The sequence below is a fragment of the Streptomyces sp. NPDC040405 genome, from assembly GCF_055595765.1.
Genome location: NZ_JBVIVI010000001.1, coordinates 404,792 through 422,950 on the forward strand (window position 1 = coordinate 404,792; position 18,159 = coordinate 422,950).

At 71.3% G+C, this 18,159-nt stretch carries 16 protein-coding genes and 1 riboswitch; of the genes, 3 read left to right on the forward strand and 13 right to left on the reverse strand.

What is annotated here, in order from left to right; genetic code table 11:
• Nucleotides 1-88 precede the first annotated feature (88 nt).
• Both ACZ59A_RS01905 and ACZ59A_RS01910 read right to left on the reverse strand, forming a co-directional pair.
• Nucleotides 89-526 carry an SRPBCC family protein gene (locus ACZ59A_RS01905; protein WP_468041608.1) on the reverse strand — a complete coding sequence of 146 codons (438 nt, stop codon included), beginning with the start codon at nt 524-526 and terminating at the stop codon, nt 89-91.
• A 66-nt stretch (nt 527-592) separates the two neighbouring features.
• Nucleotides 593-1,363 carry a metallophosphoesterase family protein gene (locus ACZ59A_RS01910; protein ID WP_470952210.1) on the reverse strand — a complete coding sequence of 257 codons (771 nt, stop codon included), beginning with the start codon at nt 1,361-1,363 and terminating at the stop codon, nt 593-595.
• 252 nt (nt 1,364-1,615) lie between these two features.
• On the opposite strand from ACZ59A_RS01910, the gene ACZ59A_RS01915 reads away from it, so the two are divergent.
• Nucleotides 1,616-3,412, forward strand: coding sequence for an AMP-dependent synthetase/ligase (locus tag ACZ59A_RS01915; RefSeq protein WP_470952211.1), 1,797 nt, complete (start codon nt 1,616-1,618; stop codon nt 3,410-3,412).
• A gap of 52 nt (nt 3,413-3,464) precedes the next feature.
• Here ACZ59A_RS01915 and ACZ59A_RS01920 read toward each other — a convergent pair whose 3' ends face one another.
• The 6 genes from ACZ59A_RS01920 to ACZ59A_RS01945 all read right to left on the reverse strand — a co-directional run bounded on the left by ACZ59A_RS01920 (nt 3,465) and on the right by ACZ59A_RS01945 (nt 10,356).
• A complete protein-coding gene (locus ACZ59A_RS01920) occupies nt 3,465-4,607 on the reverse strand; it encodes a glycosyltransferase family 4 protein (protein ID WP_470952214.1) in 1,143 nt (380 codons plus the stop codon).
• Nucleotides 4,608-4,839: 232 nt separating this feature from the next.
• Nucleotides 4,840-6,063: a hypothetical protein gene (locus tag ACZ59A_RS01925; protein ID WP_470954582.1), complete on the reverse strand. Its 1,224-nt coding sequence runs from the start codon at nt 6,061-6,063 to the stop codon at nt 4,840-4,842.
• Between the two features lie 81 nt (nt 6,064-6,144).
• A complete protein-coding gene (locus tag ACZ59A_RS01930) occupies nt 6,145-7,239 on the reverse strand; it encodes a C40 family peptidase (RefSeq protein ID WP_470952216.1) in 1,095 nt (364 codons plus the stop codon).
• A gap of 202 nt (nt 7,240-7,441) precedes the next feature.
• Nucleotides 7,442-8,467 (reverse strand): C40 family peptidase, encoded by a 1,026-nt coding sequence (locus ACZ59A_RS01935; RefSeq protein WP_470952226.1) that lies wholly within the window; start codon nt 8,465-8,467, stop codon nt 7,442-7,444.
• Between the two features lie 262 nt (nt 8,468-8,729).
• Nucleotides 8,730-10,091 carry an NYN domain-containing protein gene (locus tag ACZ59A_RS01940; protein WP_470952229.1) on the reverse strand — a complete coding sequence of 454 codons (1,362 nt, stop codon included), beginning with the start codon at nt 10,089-10,091 and terminating at the stop codon, nt 8,730-8,732.
• 19 nt (nt 10,092-10,110) lie between these two features.
• Nucleotides 10,111-10,356, reverse strand: coding sequence for a hypothetical protein (locus ACZ59A_RS01945; protein ID WP_470952232.1), 246 nt, complete (start codon nt 10,354-10,356; stop codon nt 10,111-10,113).
• 142 nt (nt 10,357-10,498) lie between these two features.
• Here ACZ59A_RS01945 and ACZ59A_RS01950 point away from each other — a divergent pair, with 142 nt between their 5' ends.
• Nucleotides 10,499-11,209, forward strand: a complete 711-nt coding sequence (locus ACZ59A_RS01950; protein ID WP_470952234.1) for a rhomboid family intramembrane serine protease — start codon at nt 10,499-10,501, stop codon at nt 11,207-11,209.
• Nucleotides 11,206-11,487 carry an Lrp/AsnC family transcriptional regulator gene (locus ACZ59A_RS01955; RefSeq protein ID WP_385449028.1) on the forward strand — a complete coding sequence of 94 codons (282 nt, stop codon included), beginning with the start codon at nt 11,206-11,208 and terminating at the stop codon, nt 11,485-11,487. Before ACZ59A_RS01950 ends, ACZ59A_RS01955 begins: the two co-directional genes overlap by 4 nt.
• Before the next feature lie 18 nt (nt 11,488-11,505).
• Here ACZ59A_RS01955 and ACZ59A_RS01960 read toward each other — a convergent pair whose 3' ends face one another.
• From ACZ59A_RS01960 to qcrC, 5 genes are all read right to left on the reverse strand, one after another.
• Entirely contained in the window at nt 11,506-12,870 is a 1,365-nt protein-coding gene (locus ACZ59A_RS01960) for an aminotransferase class V-fold PLP-dependent enzyme (protein WP_470952237.1), read from the reverse strand.
• 155 nt (nt 12,871-13,025) lie between these two features.
• Nucleotides 13,026-13,143: riboswitch (SAM riboswitch) on the reverse strand.
• 277 nt (nt 13,144-13,420) lie between these two features.
• Nucleotides 13,421-14,500, reverse strand: coding sequence for an anthranilate phosphoribosyltransferase (trpD, locus tag ACZ59A_RS01965; RefSeq protein ID WP_470952240.1), 1,080 nt, complete (start codon nt 14,498-14,500; stop codon nt 13,421-13,423).
• Between the two features lie 152 nt (nt 14,501-14,652).
• Nucleotides 14,653-16,290, reverse strand: coding sequence for a cytochrome bc1 complex cytochrome b subunit (qcrB, locus tag ACZ59A_RS01970; protein WP_468041588.1), 1,638 nt, complete (start codon nt 16,288-16,290; stop codon nt 14,653-14,655).
• Nucleotides 16,287-17,342 carry a cytochrome bc1 complex Rieske iron-sulfur subunit gene (qcrA, locus tag ACZ59A_RS01975; RefSeq protein WP_468041586.1) on the reverse strand — a complete coding sequence of 352 codons (1,056 nt, stop codon included), beginning with the start codon at nt 17,340-17,342 and terminating at the stop codon, nt 16,287-16,289. Before qcrA ends, qcrB begins: the two co-directional genes overlap by 4 nt.
• The gene (qcrC, locus tag ACZ59A_RS01980; protein ID WP_468041585.1) at nt 17,339-18,148 is read right to left on the reverse strand and encodes a cytochrome bc1 complex diheme cytochrome c subunit; all 810 of its coding nucleotides are present in this window, start codon (nt 18,146-18,148) and stop codon (nt 17,339-17,341) included. The genes qcrA and qcrC overlap by 4 nt, the downstream gene beginning before the upstream one ends.
• Nucleotides 18,149-18,159 lie beyond the last annotated feature (11 nt).

The window sequence follows — 18,159 nt, forward strand, 5'->3', positions numbered from 1 at the left end:
GGTGCGGCGCCCAGTGGCCGCCCCCGCCGGAGCGTACCCCGCATTCCGCCCGCGTCCCGTCCGCTGACGGCCGCGCGCCGAAGGGGGATTACGCGGCTTCGACGCGCTTCTTCAGGCCCGCGAGCGCCCGGTCGATGATGACCTTCTCGGCCTTGCGCTTGATCATGCCGAGCATGGGGATCTTGACGTCCACGGTGAGCTGGTACGTCACCTCGGTGCGCGCGCCGCCGTCCCGCGCGGCCAGCCGGTAGGAGCCGTCGAGGGTGCGCAGCATCTGGGACTTGAGCAGGGACCAGCTGACCTGGTCGGCGGTCCAGGTGTACTGGAGCGTGTAGTCATCCTTGATGGCCCCGGCGTCGAGCAGCATCCGTACCTGCTCGCCGCGCCCGCGCTCGTCCTTGGTGAGGACCTCGGCCTCCTTCACCTCACCGGACCACTCCGGGTAACGGTCGAAGTCGGCGATCACCTCCATCACGTCGCCCGGTGCCGCCTCGATCGTGATGCTCGAGCTGGTGTGTTCCGCCATCTCCGTGGCTCCTCCGTACCGGTCCGCCGCATGGGATGTCTGCCGGTGAAGGCTATCGCGCGCGGGTCACCACTCCAGGGTCCAGGGGGTGCCGGTGGAGGCGAAGTGTCCGACGTTGACGCATTCGGTGGCGCCGATCCGCATGCGGCGGGCGAGCGGCTGGTGGACGTGGCCGAAGACCGAATAGCTGGGACGGATGGTGTGGATCGCTTCCAGCAGCGCCTCGCTGCCGCGTTCGAAGCGGCGGGCGACGGTGTCGTAGCAGAGGTCCGGCACATCGGGCGGGATGTGGGTGCACAGCACGTCCACCTCGCCCCGGCTGCCGAGCGCCGCGATCTTCTCGGCGTACGCCTCGTCGTCTATCTCGTACGGGGTGCGCATCGGCGTGCGCAGGCCGCCGCCGACGAAGCCGAAGACGAGACCGCCGATCTCGACGCGCTCGCCGTCGAGGATCGTGGTGCCGGGTTCGGCGTATTCCGGCCAGAGTGCCGGTATGTCGACATTGCCGTAGGTGGCGTACGTCGGGGCGGGGAACGCGGCGAACAGCTCGGCGTATTGCCTGCGTACACCGGACTCGATGGCCGCGTGCCGGTCTATCCCGTCCCACAGCCGATTGCCCAGCTCGCGGGCCTCCTCGAAGCGGCGTGCGGTGCGGAGTTCGACCAGCCGGTCGGCGTTGTCGACACCGAAGAGGTCGGGAAAGATGCCGCGGGAGTGGTCGGCGTAGTCGAGGAAGAGGACCAGGTCGCCGAGGCAGATCAGGGCGTCCGCCCCGTCTCCCGCCTTCCCGAGATCCTGGCTGTTCCCGTGCACGTCACTCACCACGTGGACTCGCATGCGTGTCACCCTAAGACCTGTGACCATCCGTCCGTAAGGTGTTTCGGCCGTAGTGACCCGCGTCCACCTGCGGTTCCTCCCGGGCCCCGGTGGCGGTCTACTAGTCTGCGGCCAGCACGAAGGCGGTGTGTGACGCATCAAACATCTGTACGGAAACCCCTATCCCGGAGCCATACCGATGGGTAACGTCCGGGCAGTCCAGCACCCCCCATTGCCCTGCAGCGGCGCCGGCGCCCATGAGGAGCAGCAGTCTTGCGCGAGTTCAGCCTTCCGGCCCTGTACGAGGTTCCGGCCGACGGCAATCTGACGGACCTCATCCAACGCAACGCGACGCAGCATCCGGATGTGGCGGTGGTCGGCCGCAAGGTCGACGGCCGGTGGGAGGACGTCACCGCGGCGGACTTCCTGGCCGAGGTGCACGCCGCCGCCAAGGGCCTGATCGCGGCCGGGGTGTCGCCGGGCGACCGGGTCGGTCTGATGTCGCGCACCCGCTACGAGTGGACGCTGCTGGACTTCGCCGTCTGGAGCGCGGGCGCCATCACCGTGCCGGTGTACGAGACGAGTTCACCGGAGCAGGTGCGGTGGATCCTCAGCGACTCGGGCGCGGTCGCGGCCCTGGTCGAGACCGGGGTGCACGAGGCGGCCGTGGAGTCCGTGCGGGACACCCTGCCCGGACTGAAGCACGTCTGGCGGATCGAGGACGACGCGATCGGGACGCTGCGGGCGCTGGGTTCGGACGTCAAGGACGAGACGGTGGAGGAGCGCTCCTCGCTCGCCAACGCGGACTCCCCCGCCACCATCGTGTACACCTCGGGCACCACCGGCCGCCCCAAGGGCTGTGTCCTGTCGCACCGCAGCTTCTTCGCCGAGTGCGGCAACGCGGTGGCCCGGCTCAAGCCCATCTTCTCCACCGGTGAGTCCTCCGTGCTGCTCTTCCTCCCGGAGGCGCACGTCTTCGGGCGGTTGGTGGAGATTTGCGCGGTCCTGGCACCGATCAAACTCGGCCATGTTTCGGACATCAAGACGCTCACCGATGAACTCGCCGCGTTCCAGCCGACCTTGGTGCTGGGCGTACCGCGCGTCTTCGAGAAGGTCTACAACTCGGCGCGGGCCAAGGCCCAGGCCGAGGGCAAGGGAAAGATCTTCGACAAGGCCGCCGACGCCGCCATCGCCTACAGCAAGGCGCTGGACACCGAGTCCGGACCGTCCTTCGGACTCCGGCTCAAGCACAGGGTCTTCGACCGGCTGGTCTTCAGCAAGCTGCGCGCCGCCCTCGGCGGCCGCGCCACCCACGCCATCTCCGGCGGTGCCCCGCTGGGCGAGCGGCTCGGCCACTTCTACCGGGGCATCGGCTTCACGGTGCTGGAGGGCTACGGCCTGACCGAGTCCTGCGCGGCCACCACCTTCAACCCGTGGGACCGGCAGAAGATCGGCTCGGTCGGCCAGCCGATGCCGGGCACGGTGGTCCGTATCGCCGACGACGGCGAGGTGCTGCTGCACGGCGACCATCTGTTCACGGAGTACTGGAACAACGAGGCGGCGACGGCGGAGGCGCTGTCCGATGGCTGGTTCCACACCGGTGACGTCGGCACCCTCGACGAGGACGGCTACCTCACCATCACCGGCCGCAAGAAGGAGATCATCATCACCGCGGGCGGCAAGAACGTCGCTCCCGCGGTGATCGAGGACCGCATCCGGGCGCACGCCCTGATCGCCGAGTGCATGGTCGTCGGCGACGGCCGCCCGTTCGTGGGCGCGCTGATCACCCTGGACGAGGAGTTCCTGCCCCGCTGGGCCGCCGACCACGGCAAACCGGAGGGTGCGACGGCGGCCGACCTGTGCGAGGACGCCGATCTGCTGGCCGAGATCCAGACGGCGGTGGACGACGGGAACGCGGCGGTCTCGAAGGCGGAGTCGGTCCGGAAGTTCCGGGTCCTGACGCAGCAGTTCACCGAGGACTCGGGGCATGTGACGCCCTCGCTGAAGCTGAAGCGGAATGTGGTGGCGAAGGACTTCGCGACGGAGATCGAGGCGCTGTACGGCGGCTGAGCGCGCCTCGTCGGCCGGGCCCGGGGCTTTCCAGCCCCGGGCTCCTGTTCGTTCAGAGCAGTGAACGCAGCCGGTCGGCCAGCAGATCCCAGCGCCAGCGCTCCTCGACCCAGGCGCGGCCCCGCTCGCCCATCCTGCGGCGCAGCGCCTCGTCCGCCAGCAGCGCCACGATGCGCTCCGCGCTCTGCTCCGCGGAGCCGCCCGGCACCACCCACCCGGTCTCGCCCTCCAGCACCGCGTCCGGCGCGCCGCCGGAGTCCCCGGCGACCACGGGGAGCCCGGTCGCGGACGCCTCCAGGTAGACGATGCCCAGGCCCTCGACGTCCAGCCCGCCCCGCCTCGTACGGCACGGCATGGCGAAGACGTCGCCCGCGCCGTAGTGGGCGGGCAGCTCCTCCCAGGGCACCGGGCCGGTGAACCGTACGGATCCGGCCACGCCCGTCGTCTCGGCGAGCCGCCGCAGATCCTTCTCGTACGGCCCGCCCCCGACGATCAGCAGCACCGCGTCCGGGACCCGCTTCAGGATCCGCGGCATGGCCTCGATCAGCGTGTCCTGCCCCTTGCGCGGCACCAGCCGCGAGACGCACACCACGACGGGCCGCTCCGCGAGCCCCAGCCGGGCCCGGATCTTCTCCCCGCCCGAGCCGGGGTGGAACGTCTTCTCGTCCACCCCCGGCGGCAGTTGGACCATGCGGTCGGCCGCCTCAGGGGTGAGAGCTTCCGCGATGCGGGAGCGGGTGTACTCGCCGAGGTACGTGATCGTGTCCGTACCCTCGCCGATCCGGCGCAGCAGCGCCCGGGAGGCGGGGAGCTGGGCCCAGGCCGCCTCGTGCCCGTGCGTGGTCGCCACCGCCCTTTTGGCCCCCGCCTTGCGCAGCGCGGGAGCCATCAGCCCCAGCGGCGCCGCCGCCCCGAACCACACCGAGCCGCAGCCGTGCTCGCGCAGCAGCTCGGCGGCGCGGCGGGTGACGCGGGGGGTGGGCAGCAGCATCGTCGTACGGTCGCGGATGACGCGGTACGGCTGCTCGGCGTCGAACCGGGCGGTGGCCTCCTCGCCCTCCGCTCCACGCTTCCAGGTGGACGCGTAGACCACGATCCGCTCCGGGTCCAGGCGGAGGGCGATGTTGTGCAGGAACGCCTGGATGCCGCCGGGGCGGGGCGGAAAGTCGTTGGTCACGAGCAGCGTCTTGTCCATCGGCCCCGACAGTACCGGGTGGGGGTGCGCCGGGTTTCTCCCCCACCCCGCCCCTTCCCGAACCGGGGCTCCGCCCCGGCCCCCGGTTGGGGGCTCCGCCCCCAAACCCCCGCTCCTCAATCGCCGGAGGGGCTGGAATGTGGACCCGGTTGTGGGCAATCGTCCCGCGGGGCGGGACGGGTGGGCACAACCCGGCCACCGGGCCGCACCCGGCGACGAAACTCCGGGCGGGCTAGCCCAGGACCGTGGCCACGTACTTGCGCCAGCGGGCCGTGAAGTCCGGGAGGCTTACGTCCAGGACGGAGCGGAGGGCGTCTTCCACCGCGCCCTCCCTGCGCGGGGCCTCGCCGACCGCTCGGTAGAGGGCCACCAGCTTCCGTTCGCCCCAGTGGTCGGCGATCATGCGGCAGGCCAGCCAGCCCTGTTCGTATGCCTCGGAGAGGCGGTCGGGGCGGCTGCCGAAGCGGAAGGCACTGTCGGGCGGGAGGGACTTCGGGAGGCGGCCGCTCGCGACGGACTCGGAGAGTTCGGGGGCGACCTGGCGGGGGGTGCGGCCGGGGGTGCGGTAGCCGGTCCAGTCGGCGAAGCCCTCGGAGAGCCACAGCGGGGTGGCTGCGGTGGTGGCGGCACGCGTGGCGACATGGGCCGTCTCGTGGGTAACCACGACCTGGCGGCCGAAGTCGCCGAGCGCCCGGTACGCGTCGGGGTTGACGATCACGCGGTCGGCGGGTGAGGAGTCGGTCGCGCCGCCGACCTCGCCCGTGGTGACGGCCGCGATGCCCCGGTAGCTGCTCGCGGAGGCGCCCAGGAGGGCGGCCATGCGGTCCAGCGAGGCGGGGACCTCGACGACGACGCGCCCGGCCCAGGAGCCGGGCCAGACGTGGTCGAGGGCGGGCACGGCCCGGTCGGCCGTGGCGGCGACCCCGCGCAGCAGCCTGCGGTTCTGGCCGACGCCGAGGACGAGGCTGTGCTTGCCGCGGACGACGTCGACCCGGCCCTGGTCCCACAGCTGGTCGACGCCGCGCTTGCCGTCCACCCGGCCGTCGTCGTCGGCGACGAACCACTGCCCGTCGCGCTGCGCGAGCGTCAGGTACTGGGGGGCGACGACGGGGGCGGTGTCGTATCCGGCGAGCCGGTAGCGGAGTTCGACCTGGGCGGCCAGGCGGCGGCCGGTGCCCAGGGCGGGCCGGAAGCCGCCGGTGTGCACCAGCCGGTAGGTCCAGGAGCGCAGCGGTACGGCGGACAGCCGGCGGAACACCCGCCGCTGCTCGGTCCGGTAACCGTCCGAGCCGCGGTCGACGGTGGCGAGGAAGGCGGTCGCGTCCCCGCCGCGCACCGCCGCGGCCCGCCGGTCGAGCATGCGCTGCACGGCGCGTCCGTCGCGCCCCGCGGGGTCGTCGGGCGGGACGGTCGTGCCGCATGCGGTGAGCGCGGCCAGCGGCAGCGCCCACACCATCGGCAGACAGAGTGCCGTCCGCCATCGCCCCGATCTCCACCGACCCGTCACGCCATAGATCGTACGAGCCGCCGCGGTGCTTCAGACGCGAGTGATGGAAAAGATCGGCATCATGGCGACGGGGTCGTAGCGGACCGAAGCCCCGGGGTAGGGCGCGTGGATCACCTGTCCGCCCCCGGCGTACATGGCGACGTGCCCGGCGTCGGAGCGGTAGACGACCAGGTCGCCCGGGCGGGCCTGGGACAGCGGGACCCGCTGCCCGGTGTGCGCCTGGGCCTGGGAGGTGCGCGGGATCGCCACCCCGGCCCGGCGGTAGGCCCACTGGGTCAGCCCGGAGCAGTCGAAGGCGGTGGGCCCGGCCTGGCCCCAGGCGTACGGCAGGCCGACCGCGGCCCGCGCCGCACCGAACGCCGCGGCGGCGCGCGGCGAGGACGGCGGCAGGACGGGCGTACCGTGCGCGGCGCCGGACGGCACGCCCGGCGCACCCGGCACGGCGTACGCCCCGTGTCCGCGCCCGTCTCCGGCGCGCGAGGCGCGTGCGTACGCCTCCCACTCCCCCGGGCGCAGCCCGCCCAGCAGCCGTCGCGCGGTGGCCAGCTTGCGCTGGACCTCGCGCTTGTGGCGGGCGACGGCCAGACAGCTGCGCTCCAGCTTCACCAGCTGGGCCGCGGCCTCCGTGCGCTGCTGCCGCAGGGTGCGCTGGGCGCGTGCCAGGACCCGCAGCTGACCGGCCTGGCGGCTGGTGATGCGGTCCAGCATCCCGGCCCGGTCCAGGTAGTGGTCCGGGTCGGAGGAGAGGAGGAGGGCGAGGCCCGGGTCGAAGCCGCCGGTGCGGTACTGCCCGCCCGCGATCGCGCCGAGCGCCACCCGCATCCGGTTGACCCGGTCCTGGCCGCGGGCCGCCCGGTCCTGGAGCCGGTCCACCCGGCGGCGCAGCCCGTCGGCCCGGGTGTCGGCGGCGTTGTAGCGCTCGGTGGCCCGCTCCGCCTGCTCGTAGAGCCGGTCGATCCGGTCGCCGACGGTGCGGCCGGAGGCATGGCCGACGTAGGTGTCGTGGGGTTCGGCCCCGGCCGGGGCGGCCAGCGCGGCGCCGGTGGCGGCGGCCGCCGAGGCGGCGGTCCAGACAACGGTGGCCCGCAGGGGCCCGGGCTTGGAGGAGCGGCGAGAGGACGCCATGGGAGCCGCACTCCCTTCCGCGGAGTCGGTGAGGAACTGCGCGCAGACAGTAGCGGCGCGACCACCCAGGGTCCAAAGCCGATCGCGGGCACACAAACTGATGCCCCGCCGGAGACCGCAGGTCACCGACGGGGCGGGAGTCGTGGGGAGTTGTGGCGATTCGCCCGAACGGAGGGGTTCCGCGGCGTTTGAACGCCTCGGCTCAGACCCGTACGCCGTACTGGAAGGGCATGTTGTCCATCGACTCGTAGCGCACATTGGCGCCGGGCTTGGGCGCGTGCAGCACCTGGCCGTTGCCCGCGTACAGACCTATGTGGTGCAGGTCGCTGTAGAACATCACCAGATCGCCGGGCTTGAGCTGGTCGCGGCCGATCTGCGTACCGGCGTTGGCCTGGTCCTGGGAGATGCGCGGCAGCTGGACCCCGGCCTGCTGGTACGCCCAGCCGGTGAGGCCGGAGCAGTCGAAGGAGGACGGGCCGGTGGCGCCCCACACGTACGGGGAGCCGATCTTGGTCTTGGCGGCGGCCAGCGCGGCGGCGGCACGCTGCGAGTCGGGCACGTCGTTGCCCAGGTCGACCCGGCTGCTGGAGCGGTTGGCGCGCTCCCGCTCCTCTTCCGCCATCTTCGCGCGCTCCTGCGCGGTGAGGGTGTTGAGGAGGTTGCGGGCCTTGGTGAGCTTGCCCTGGATGTCCTTCTTCTTCTCGCCCAGGGCCTTCCGGGTGTCCGCCAGGTCCTGGAGCTTGGTGGACGCCTCCTCGCGCTGCTGCTTGAGCGTGCGCTGCTTGTCGGCGATCTTCCGCAGGGACTCGGCCTGCTTGCCGCTCACCTGGTCGAGGGTGGACGCCTTGTCGAGGTAGGTGTCCGGGTCGGAGGAGAGGATCAGCTGTACGGAGGGGTCGATACCGCCGGTGCGGTACTGGGCGGTGGCCATCGAACCCAGGCCGTCGCGCAGCTTGTTCAGGTCCTGCTGACCGCGCGCGACGTTGTCCTGGAGGTCGCCGACCTGCTGCTCCAGCTTCTCCTGCTTCTCCTTGGCGCCGTTGTACTTCTCGGTCGCCTGCTCCGCCTCTTCGTAGAGCTTGTCGACCTGCTCCTTGACGTCCTTCTTGTCCTGCTTCGGAGCGGCCTGGGCGGCCTGGGACGTGAGCGCGACGGCGGCTGCGGCGGTCGCCGTGAGTACGGATACCCGAGTGCGGCTCGGCTGCTTGGGTCGACGGTGGGACGCCACGAAGGCGATCTCCTTCTTCCTCCGGCCGCCTACCGGGGGTTGAGGTGCGACCCCGGCTCCACGGATACGCCGCGGACTCGACGGTACCCCCGCTGTCACCCCGGATGGGTGATCAACCGCGCGAAGGTTCGAGCCGACATTAGTGACCCTGCCGTGATCCGTTCAAATCCCGACGACAAAAAAATTGGCCACGGACGCATCTTTTACAAACATCGCACGGGCAGTGACGGTCAATTGACGCTGTGCTGATGATGAGAGGCCGTCAGGTGCGCGCAAGTCGCTTCAGCAACAACGCGGATGCCACGGGGCGCGCTCCGGCGCGCGCGACCCCGTCCGCGACCTCGCGGTCGGTCGACACCACGACCACCGGACGGCCCGGCGGCTCGGCCCGCACCAGCTGCCGGATCAGCTCGTCCGCCGTCACCCCGGGCTTGCTGAACAGCACCCGGACCCCGCGCGGCGGCGCCAGCAGCACCGGAGCCGCCAGCTCGGCCCCGTCGAAGACGCACGTCATCTCCGCGCCCGTCTGCGCCGCGAGCACCGCGAGCCCGCCCAGCAGCCGCAGCCGCTGCTTCTCCAACGGCATGGTCGGATAGCCGGTCTTGGTGACGTTGTAGCCGTCCACCACCAGATGCGCCTGCGGCAGCGCCAGCAACTGGTCCAGCAGCGCCGGATCCGTCTCCGACAGCGCCCTGGTCGCTATGTCCTTCGGCGTCATCTTCCCCGGCTCGACCGCGTCCACCGAGTCCGCCGGGTGCGTCGACGCGGGCGGCAGCGCCAGTTCGCGGCGCAGCCCCTGGGCGGCGTCCAGCACCGTGTCCAGCAGCAGCCGCAGCCGCATGTCCTCCACGCTGCGGCCCTCGCGCACCGCCCGCCGGCTCGCCTCCAGCGCCGACTCCGCCTCCGCCAGCCGGGCCCGCAGCCGACGCGCCTCGCCGTCGGCCGCCGCCTGCCGCGCCGCGGCCTCCGACCGTACGGACTCCAGCTCGCCCTCGGCCTTGCGCAGCGCCGCCGCCCCGCGCTTCACATCGCTCTGCGCGCTGCGCAGCTTGCGCTGCACCGCGTCCGTCTCCTTGCGGGCCGTGTCCAGCTCGACGCGGACCCGCTCGGTCTCCTTGCGCGCCGCCGCGCGGGCCGCCGCCAGCTCCTCGCGCAGCCGCTGCAGCTCGCGCTCCGCCTCCTCGCCCGCGCGCTCGGCCGAAGCCCGCTGGGCCTCCTCGCCCGCCGCCTCGACGAGCTTCACCCAGCCCGCCGGGCGCAGTACGTACGCCACCGCCGCCACGTCCACCGGATCCGCGGCCGCGGGCGGCGAACCGCCCTCTATGGCCTCGGCCAGCTCCGTCTGGGTCTCGCGCAGCCGCTGCGCGATGCGCTGCCGGAATACGGGGTCGCTCTCCACCGCGGCGGCCATCGCGTTCCCCGCGAACTTCGCGCGCCGGTTCGGGGTGAAACGGGCGTACTGCCGCAACTGGGGTGGCAGTTCGGTGACCGTCAGACCACCGAACGCGTCCGCGACCAGCGCCACCACGCGCCGCCGCACCCCTTCCGGCAGGGGGCGGTCCAGCGCCTCGGCGACGCCCTCGGCGTCACCGGCCGCCCCGTGGCCGCCCGTCCGCTCCACCACCTGCTCCTCGCTCCGTGTCTCAGGCGCTGGCGTTCGTACTCGGACGGTCCACCAGCTCGATCTGGTCGACCGCGTTGCACCAGCGACAGCGCACTGACTCAATGGTCTCACTGACCACGTCGCGCTCCTCGATCCGAGGCTCCCCGGCCAGATCCAGGTGGACGAACTCGACCGCCTTCGTCGAGCGGGTGACATCGAAACGGGTGAGGTTGCCGCACAGCGTGCAGCGCCAGCGGGTCTCGGCGGTGGGCGTGGGAACGGCCATGGTGTCGGGTCCTCGCTTCTCGGCTCATCGGCGTCCTGTAACCCTACGGCCTGAGCCCTCGGCCGTGGCGGGCCCCATACCCCGCCCCGGGCGGCGGCGAGGCGCTCTGTGCAGGTTGTGCCGGGTACGCGATGATCTGCCCATGATCGAGAAGTCGGCGGGGTCCGGCCGTCCCGTGATGACGTACGCCCTCATCGTCACCTGCTGCCTGATCTTCGTCCTCGGACCGGCCTCCGGGCTCGACCCCCGCTACGGCTCCGGCGGGGACCTTCTCCAGGCCCAGACCTCGTACTTCGAGCGCTGGGGAGTCGTCCCCAGCGCCCTGTGGGGCGGCACCCCCTCCGAGCCGCTGACCCCGCTGACCGCGCTCTTCGTGCACGGCAACTGGCTGCATCTCCTCGGCAACATGCTGTTCCTCTACGTCTTCGGGGCCATGACCGAGGAGCGCATGGGGCGTATGCACTTCGCCCTCTTCTACCTCGTCACCGGCTATCTCGCGCTCATCGGCTACGCCGCCGCCCACGCGGACTCCCCGCAGACGCTGGTCGGCGCCTCCGGCGCCATCTCCGGCGTCCTCGGCGCCTTCCTCTGGCTCTTCCCGCGGGCCAGGGTGACCAGCCTGTTCCCGTTCCTGTTCTTCCTCCCGCTGCGCTTCCCCGCCTGGGCCGTACTGATCTTCTGGGTCACCCTCCAATGGCTCGCCGCCCGCCAGTCCGACGCCCGCCCCGGAGTGGCCTACCTCGCCCATCTCGTGGGCTTCACCCTGGGGTTCCTCTACGCGTGGGCCCGGTTCGGGCGGCCGGATAGAGTGGGCGGCGCAGCCAGGCCCAGCGAGGGAGAAAGCCAGCCGTGATCACTTCGATCGTGCTCATCAAGACCAGCGTGGACCGGATCCCGGAGACCGCCGAGAAGATCGCCGCGCTGGAGGGTGTGAGCGAGGTCTACTCGGTCACCGGGGCGCACGATCTGATCGCGATGGTGCGGGTGGCCCGCCACGACGACCTCGCGGACATCATCACGGGCCAGATCAGCAAGCTGCCGGGGGTGGCCTCCACCGAGACGCACATCGCGTTCCGCACCTACTCCCAGCACGACCTGGAAGCCGCGTTCGCCATCGGCCTCGACAGCTAGCTCCGCGCCGGGTAGCTCCTACCGGGCCGGTACGCAGCGGCCGTCCTCCGTGCGGTATTCCCACTTCGCGCCGTCCCGGACCAGCTCCTTCACCGCCCGGACGAAGCGCTCCACATGCTCGTCCGGGGTGCCCGCGCCGAAGCTGACGCGGATCGCGTTCAGGGAGCGCTCGCCCGGGGCGGCCTCGGGGGCGCCGCACTCCCCCTGCTCACCGGGCTCGCTGTCCAGCAGGGTCCGCAGCAGCGGATGCGCGCAGAACAGCCCGTCCCGTACGCCGATTCCGTACTCCGCGGACAGCGCCGCCGCGAAGTGCGAGCTGTTCCAGCCCTCCACGACGAACGACAGCACCCCCACCCGCGGCGCGTCGTCGCCGAACAGCGACAGCAGCCGCACCTGATCCACCTCCGCCAGGCCCTCGCGCACCTTCGCGATCAGCTGGCGCTCCCGCGCCACCAGGCCGTCGAACCCGGCCTCGGACAGCGCCTTGCACGCCGAGGCGATGGCGTACACCCCGATCACGTTCGGCGAACCGGCCTCGTGCCGCGCCGCGGTGGTGTGCCACTCGACGTCCACCCCGCCGTCGTCCCGCCGCGCGACCTTGCGGCTCGCGCCGCCGCCCGCCAGATACGGCCGCGCCTCCCGCAGCCAGTCCGCCCGGCCCGCCAGGACGCCCGCCCCGAACGGGGCGTACAGCTTGTGCCCCGAGAACGCCACCCAGTCCACGTCCGCCTCCGCGATGTCCACCGGGTGGTGCGGGGCCAGTTGCGCGGCGTCCAGGACGATACGGGCGCCGTGCGCATGCGCCGCCGCGGCCAGCTCCCGTACGGGCCACAGCTCGCCCGTCACGTTCGACGCGCCCGTCACGCACACCAGCGCCGGGCCGCCCCCGTCCCGCTCCGCCAGCGCCTTCTCCAGCGTCTCCACGGCCTGCCGCGGCGAGCGCGGCGCGCTCAGGTAGGTCACCGGGGTGTCCTCCCGCTGCTCCCACGGCAGCAGCGAGGCGTGGTGCTCGGTCTCGAACACGAACACCTCCGCGCCGCCTGGCAGCGCGGCGGCCAGCAGGTTCAGCGAGTCGGTGGTCGACCGGGTGAACACCACCTGGTCGTCCTCCCGGCACCCCAGGAACGCCGCGACCTCCCTGCGGCTCGTCTCGAACAGATCCGTCGACAGCTGCGACAGATAGCCCGCGCCCCGGTGGACGCTTCCGTAGTACGGGGCATAGGCGGCGACGTCGTCCCACACCCGCCGCAGGGCGGGGGCGCTGGCCGCGTAGTCGAGCGCGGCGTAGGTCACCTCGCCGCCGGTGACCAGGGGCACGGTGACGTCACTGCCGAGGACGGCGAGCGGGGTGGCGGTCTCGACAGCAGCAGGGCATGCGGACATGGCGAATTCTCCCGATGGGTGTGCAGGCATGCGGAACATCGCTCGACGCACGGCTGGGCCGTGCGGAGCCATCTGGGGGAACGGGCGCTGCGGCCCTAGCGCATTCGCTGCGTCACGGAAGAACTCCCTCGACCACCAGGACCCCTAGTGCGAGGGGTCCGCGCTTGCCGCACGCCTCGCTGCGAGCGGCCTGGTCATCACCCGGGGCACCCCGCCACGGACGGAGGGTTGCCGGACAGCGGGCCGGGGCCGAAGTCGCTGTCGCTCGTGACCTGGGGGGATTGTGCCATACCGCGGGGCGGCCGCCACCCGGGTGTCCGCATCGCGGACAAGTCCCCCACCCCGCCCCTTCCCGAAACCGGGGGCAAGCCCCCGGCCCCCGCTGCGGGGGCTCCGCCCCCAGCACCCCCGCTCCTCAATCGCCGGAGGGGCTGGATTGTCCGCCCGGAGGGGCTGGAACGTGTGGACCTGGTTGTGGGCAATCGTTCCGCGGGGCGGAACGGGTGGGCACAACCCGGCCACCGGGGCGCACCCGGCGACGAAAACCCCGTTACGCGTTACTGGCTCGCACCCAGCGTTCCAGGGACTCCCTCGCCGCGCCCGAGTCGATCGACTCGGCGGCTCGGGTGACGGCCGTCGCGATGCGGGTCGTGAGGGGGGTATCGGCGGGCTCGCGGGCCCAGTCCAGGGTGGCCAGGGCGGCGGCCGAGTTGAGGAGGACCGCGTCGCGTACGGGGCCCGTCTCGCCCGCCAGCACGCGGCGGGCCACATCCGCGTTGTGCGAGGCGTCGGCGCCGCGCAGGGCCTCCACGGGGGCCAGTTCGAAGCCGATGTCGCGCGGGTCGAAGGACTCCTGCCGGACCGTGCCGTCCCGGACCACCCACACCTGGGAGGTCGCGGTCACGGTCAGCTCGTCGAGTCCGTCGTCGCCCCGGAAGACCAGCGCCGAGGAGCCGCGCTCGGCCAGCACCCCGGCCATGATCGGCGCCATCCGGGCGTCGGCGACGCCCGTGGCCTGGCAGCGGACCCGGGCCGGATTGGTGAGCGGGCCGAGGAAGTTGAACGGGGTGGCGATGCCCAGCTCGCGGCGGGCCGCCGCGACGTGCCGCAGCGACGGGTGGAACTTGACCGCGAAGCACATCGTGATGCCCGCTTCCTCGGCGATCTCGGCCACCCGCGCCGGGCTCAGGTCCAGATTGACGCCGAGCTTCTCCAGGACGTCGGAGGCGCCGCTCGCGGAGGACGAGGCGCGGTTGCCGTGCTTGACCACGCGCGCGCCCGCACCGGCCGCCACCAGGGCGGACATGGTCGAGATGTTGACCGTCTTGGCACGGTCGCCGCCCGTGCCGACGATGTCGACGGTCGGCCCGGGCACCTCGATCGTCTTGGCGTGCCCGTACATGGCGCGGACGAGGCCGGACAGCTCGGCGACAGTCTCGCCCTTCGCCCGCAGCGCGACCGCGAACCCGGCGATCTGGGCGTCGGTGGCCTCGCCGCGCATGATGCGGTCCATGGCCCAGGCGGTGTCGTCGGCGCTGAGGTCCTGGCCGCCGAGGAGGGAGGTGAGCACATCCGGCCAGGTGCGGGCCGTCGCGGTGCTGTCGCCTCCGGCTGGGGTCACAACGTCCATGGTCCGCTCCTGAGTGGCTAATGGCTCGATCAGCGCTCGATCAGGCCCAGCCTATCGGCGCGGGTGACCGGCAGACGCACAGACCAGGGCCCCGGTCCGGACGGTGAGGTCCGGGCCGGGGCCCTGGTCTGTGGCGTCAGACGACGGAGAGATCAGTGGTGGCCGTGGCCGCTGGTGATCTCCTTGTACTCCTCGGAGGTCGGCTTCGGGATGAAGGCGTCCTTGCCGTAGTAGCTCTTGGACAGCCTGGACCGCAGCTTCTGCGACGCCTTGACCTTGCGGCGGACGCCGTTCTCGTCGACCTCGGGGCCGATCTCGTACGCCTTCGGCTGCTCGTGCTGCGTGAGCACGTGCATCTGCTCCTGCGTGAGCGGCGCGTGCACCTCGACGAACTCACCGTGCGGCAGGCGCTTGATGATGCCGGTCTCGCGACCGTGCAGCACCTTCTCCTTGTCGCGGCGCTGGAGGCCCATGCAGATCCGCTTGGTGGCGATGAACGCGAGGGCCGGTCCGGCGAAGAAGCCGATCCGCACGAACCAGGTGATCGAGTTGATCGACAGGTTGAAGTGCGTGGCCCACAGGTCGTTGCCGCCACCGATCAGCATCACGAAGTACGCGGTCAGCCAGGCGACACCGAAGGCCGTACGGGTCGGGGCGTTGCGCGGGCGGTCCAGGATGTGGTGCTCGCGCTTGTCGCCGGTGATCCAGCCCTCGATGAACGGGTAGAAACCGATCGCGAAGAGGACCAGCGGGAAGAGCACGATCGGGATGAACACGCCCAGGACGAGCGTGTGACCCCAGGCCGTGATCTCCCAGCCCGGCATGACACGGACCAGACCCTCGGCGAAGCCCATGTACCAGTCGGGCTGGGCGCCGGTGGAGACCTGGTCGGGCCGGTAGGGGCCGATGGTCCAGATCGGGTTGATCGTGGCGATCGCGGAGATGACCGCGATGACGCCGAAGACCAGGAAGAAGAAGCCGCCCGCCTTGGCCATGTAGACCGGCAGCAGAGGCATGCCGACGACGTTCTTGTTGGTCTTTCCGGCCCCGGGGTACTGCGTGTGCTTGTGGTAGAAGACCAGGATCAGGTGCGCCACCAGCAGGCCGAGCATGATGCCCGGCAGCAGCAGGACGTGGACCGGGTAGAGCCTCGGGATGAGGTCCATGCCCGGGAACTCGCCGCCGAACACGAACATCGAGATGTACGTGCCCACGACCGGGATCGACAGGAACACGCCCTCGATGAACCGCAGACCGGTGCCGGAGAGCAGGTCGTCGGGGAGCGAGTAGCCGGTGAAGCCGGTCAGCATGCCGAGGAAGAACAGCAGGAAGCCGAAGAGCCAGTTGACCTCACGCGGCTTGCGGAACGCACCCGTGAAGAAGACGCGCATCATGTGCACGAACATCGCGCAGAGGAAGACCAGCGCGGCCCAGTGGTGGATCTGCCGGATCAGCAGACCGCCGCGCACCTCGAAGCTGATGTCGAGCGTCGAGGCGAACGCCTCGGACATCCGGACGCCCTGCATCGGGACGTACGGGCCGTGGTACACGACCTCTTCCATGCTGGGGTGGAAGAACAGCGTCAGGTACACACCCGTGAGGATGATGATGATGAAGCTGTAGAGCGCGACCTCGCCCAGCATGAAGGACCAGTGGTCCGGGAAGATCTTGCGCATGTTGGCCCGGGCGAGGCTGTAGATGCCCAGCCGGCCGTCGGCCCAGTCGGCGACGCGCTCGCCCGCGGGCGCTTTGCCGCGCCGCTGCGTACCCGTGTCTGTTGCAGTACTCATCCGCGCTCCCAGTAAGCAGGACCGACGGGCTCCGAGAAGTCGCCCATGGCTTCGAGGTACCCCTGGTCATTGGCCTTGATCCGCAGCTGGGGCAGTGCGTGACCGGCCGGACCGAAGATCACTCGGCCACCGTCGGAGAGGTCGAACGTCGACTGGTGGCAGGGGCACAGGACGTGGTGCGTCTGCTGCTCGTACAGGTTGATCGGGCAGCCGACGTGGGTGCAGATCTTCGAGAAGGCGACGATGCCCTCGTGCGACCAGTCCAGCTCGCGCTTGTCCTTGATGTTCTCCGGCTGGAGCCGGACCAGCATCAGGGCGGCCTTGGCGATCTCGGTCTGGAAGTCGTGGTCCTCCTCGGTCATGCCCTCGGGCATGGCGAAGGTCAGGGAACCCACGGCGATGTCCTCGGGCCGCAGCGGCTGCATGGTGTTGTAGTTCATGAGCCGCTTGCCCTTGGCCCAGGTGGTGTGCCGGAGCTTGGTGCCCGGCAGCGGGCCGAGGTCGCGCAGCAGCACGACGCCGGAGAGCGGCACCAGGGCGAGCGCGCCGAAGAGGGTGTTGCGGGCGAGCTTGCGGCGGCCGAAGCCGGACTCCTTGGCGCCCGCCGCGAAGTCGTCGAGGACCTTGGCCTTGACCTCGGGGCTGGCCTCGATGGCGTGCCGGTCGTCGGCGATCTCCACGTCGGACATCAGGGTCCGGGCCCAGTGGACCGCGCCGGCGCCGATGGCGAACAGCGCGATGCCGAGGGTGACGCCCAGCGCGAAGTTCAGCGCGCTGATGTGACCGATCGGGAAGACGTAGATGTACTTGTCGACCGGCAGCGCCACGTAGGAGGCGATGAAGGCGATCGTCGCCACCATCGAGACCGTGAAGAGCAGGGCGACGGTGCGCTCGGACCGCTGGGCGGCCCGCTCGTCGATGTCCTGCTGACGGTGCTCGTGCGCGGGCAGCCCCGGGTCGGCGAACGGGTCTTCCGCTACCGCGGTCGCACCGCCCTCCGCCCGCTCCTCGGGCAGCTTCTCTTCTGCTTCTGAAATCTCGTGGCTACTCATGACTTCTTGGCCTTTGCGGTCCGGGCGGCGACCCAGATGGTGAGGACGATCAGCGCGCCCATGCCGAAGACCCAGGCGAAGAGGCCCTCACTGACCGGGCCGAGCCCGCCGAGCTCAAGGCCACCGGGGGTCTTGGACTTGTCGCTGTTGACCGTGTCGAGGTACGCGATGATGTCCTGCTTGTTCTTCTCCGGCATCGTGGTGTCGGGGAAGGAGGGCATGTTCTGCGGGCCGGTCTGCATGGCCTCGTAGAGATGCTTCTTACTCACACCCTCGAGGGACGGCGCGTACTTGCCAGTGGTGAGGGCACCGCCCTTGCCGGCGAAGTTGTGGCACTGCGCGCAGTTCGTGCGGAAGAGCTCTCCGCCCTTCGCGACATCCGCGCCATCGGTGCTGTACTGGCCCTTGGAGGGCGTCACCGGCCCGGCGCCGAGCGAGGAGATGTACGCGGCCAGCTGCTCGGTCTCGGCGTCCGAGTAGATCTTCTTCTTCTTCGGCACCTGAGCGCCCGGCTGCTGGGCGGGCATCCGGCCGGTACCGACCTGGAAGTCGACGGCGGCCGAGCCGACGCCTACCAGACTCGGGCCGTCGGAGGTCCCCTGACCGCCCGTACCGTGGCAGCTGGCGCAGCCGACGGAATAGAGCTTCTTGCCCTCCTCGATGGCGAGGGACTGGGCGGAGCTGTCATCGGCCTTCGCCTCGCTCGGCGAAAACGCGGCGTACAGCCCCCCAGTGACCGCCAGCGCGAAGAGTAGGACGACGAGCGCAGCCAGCGGATGGCGCCGTCGTGCGGAGAGCTTTTTCACGGATTACCCCG

Excerpts from the sequence above, each read along its gene's own strand:
- ACZ59A_RS01930 (WP_470952216.1), bottom strand. The coding sequence starts at position 7,239 with ATGGCGTCCTCTCGCCGCTCCTCCAAGCCCGGGCCCCTGCGGGCCACC.
- ACZ59A_RS01945 (WP_470952232.1), bottom strand. The coding sequence starts at position 10,356 with ATGGCCGTTCCCACGCCCACCGCCGAGACCCGCTGGCGCTGCACGCTG.
- ACZ59A_RS01920 (WP_470952214.1), bottom strand. The coding sequence starts at position 4,607 with ATGGACAAGACGCTGCTCGTGACCAACGACTTTCCGCCCCGCCCCGGC.
- qcrA (WP_468041586.1), bottom strand. The coding sequence starts at position 17,342 with ATGAGTAGCCACGAGATTTCAGAAGCAGAAGAGAAGCTGCCCGAGGAG.
- ACZ59A_RS01910 (WP_470952210.1), bottom strand. The coding sequence starts at position 1,363 with ATGCGAGTCCACGTGGTGAGTGACGTGCACGGGAACAGCCAGGATCTC.
- ACZ59A_RS01960 (WP_470952237.1), bottom strand. The coding sequence starts at position 12,870 with ATGTCCGCATGCCCTGCTGCTGTCGAGACCGCCACCCCGCTCGCCGTC.
- ACZ59A_RS01950 (WP_470952234.1), top strand. The coding sequence starts at position 10,499 with ATGATCGAGAAGTCGGCGGGGTCCGGCCGTCCCGTGATGACGTACGCC.
- qcrB (WP_468041588.1), bottom strand. The coding sequence starts at position 16,290 with ATGAGTACTGCAACAGACACGGGTACGCAGCGGCGCGGCAAAGCGCCC.
- ACZ59A_RS01925 (WP_470954582.1), bottom strand. The coding sequence starts at position 6,063 with ATGGTGTGGGCGCTGCCGCTGGCCGCGCTCACCGCATGCGGCACGACC.
- ACZ59A_RS01905 (WP_468041608.1), bottom strand. The coding sequence starts at position 526 with ATGGCGGAACACACCAGCTCGAGCATCACGATCGAGGCGGCACCGGGC.
- trpD (WP_470952240.1), bottom strand. The coding sequence starts at position 14,500 with ATGGACGTTGTGACCCCAGCCGGAGGCGACAGCACCGCGACGGCCCGC.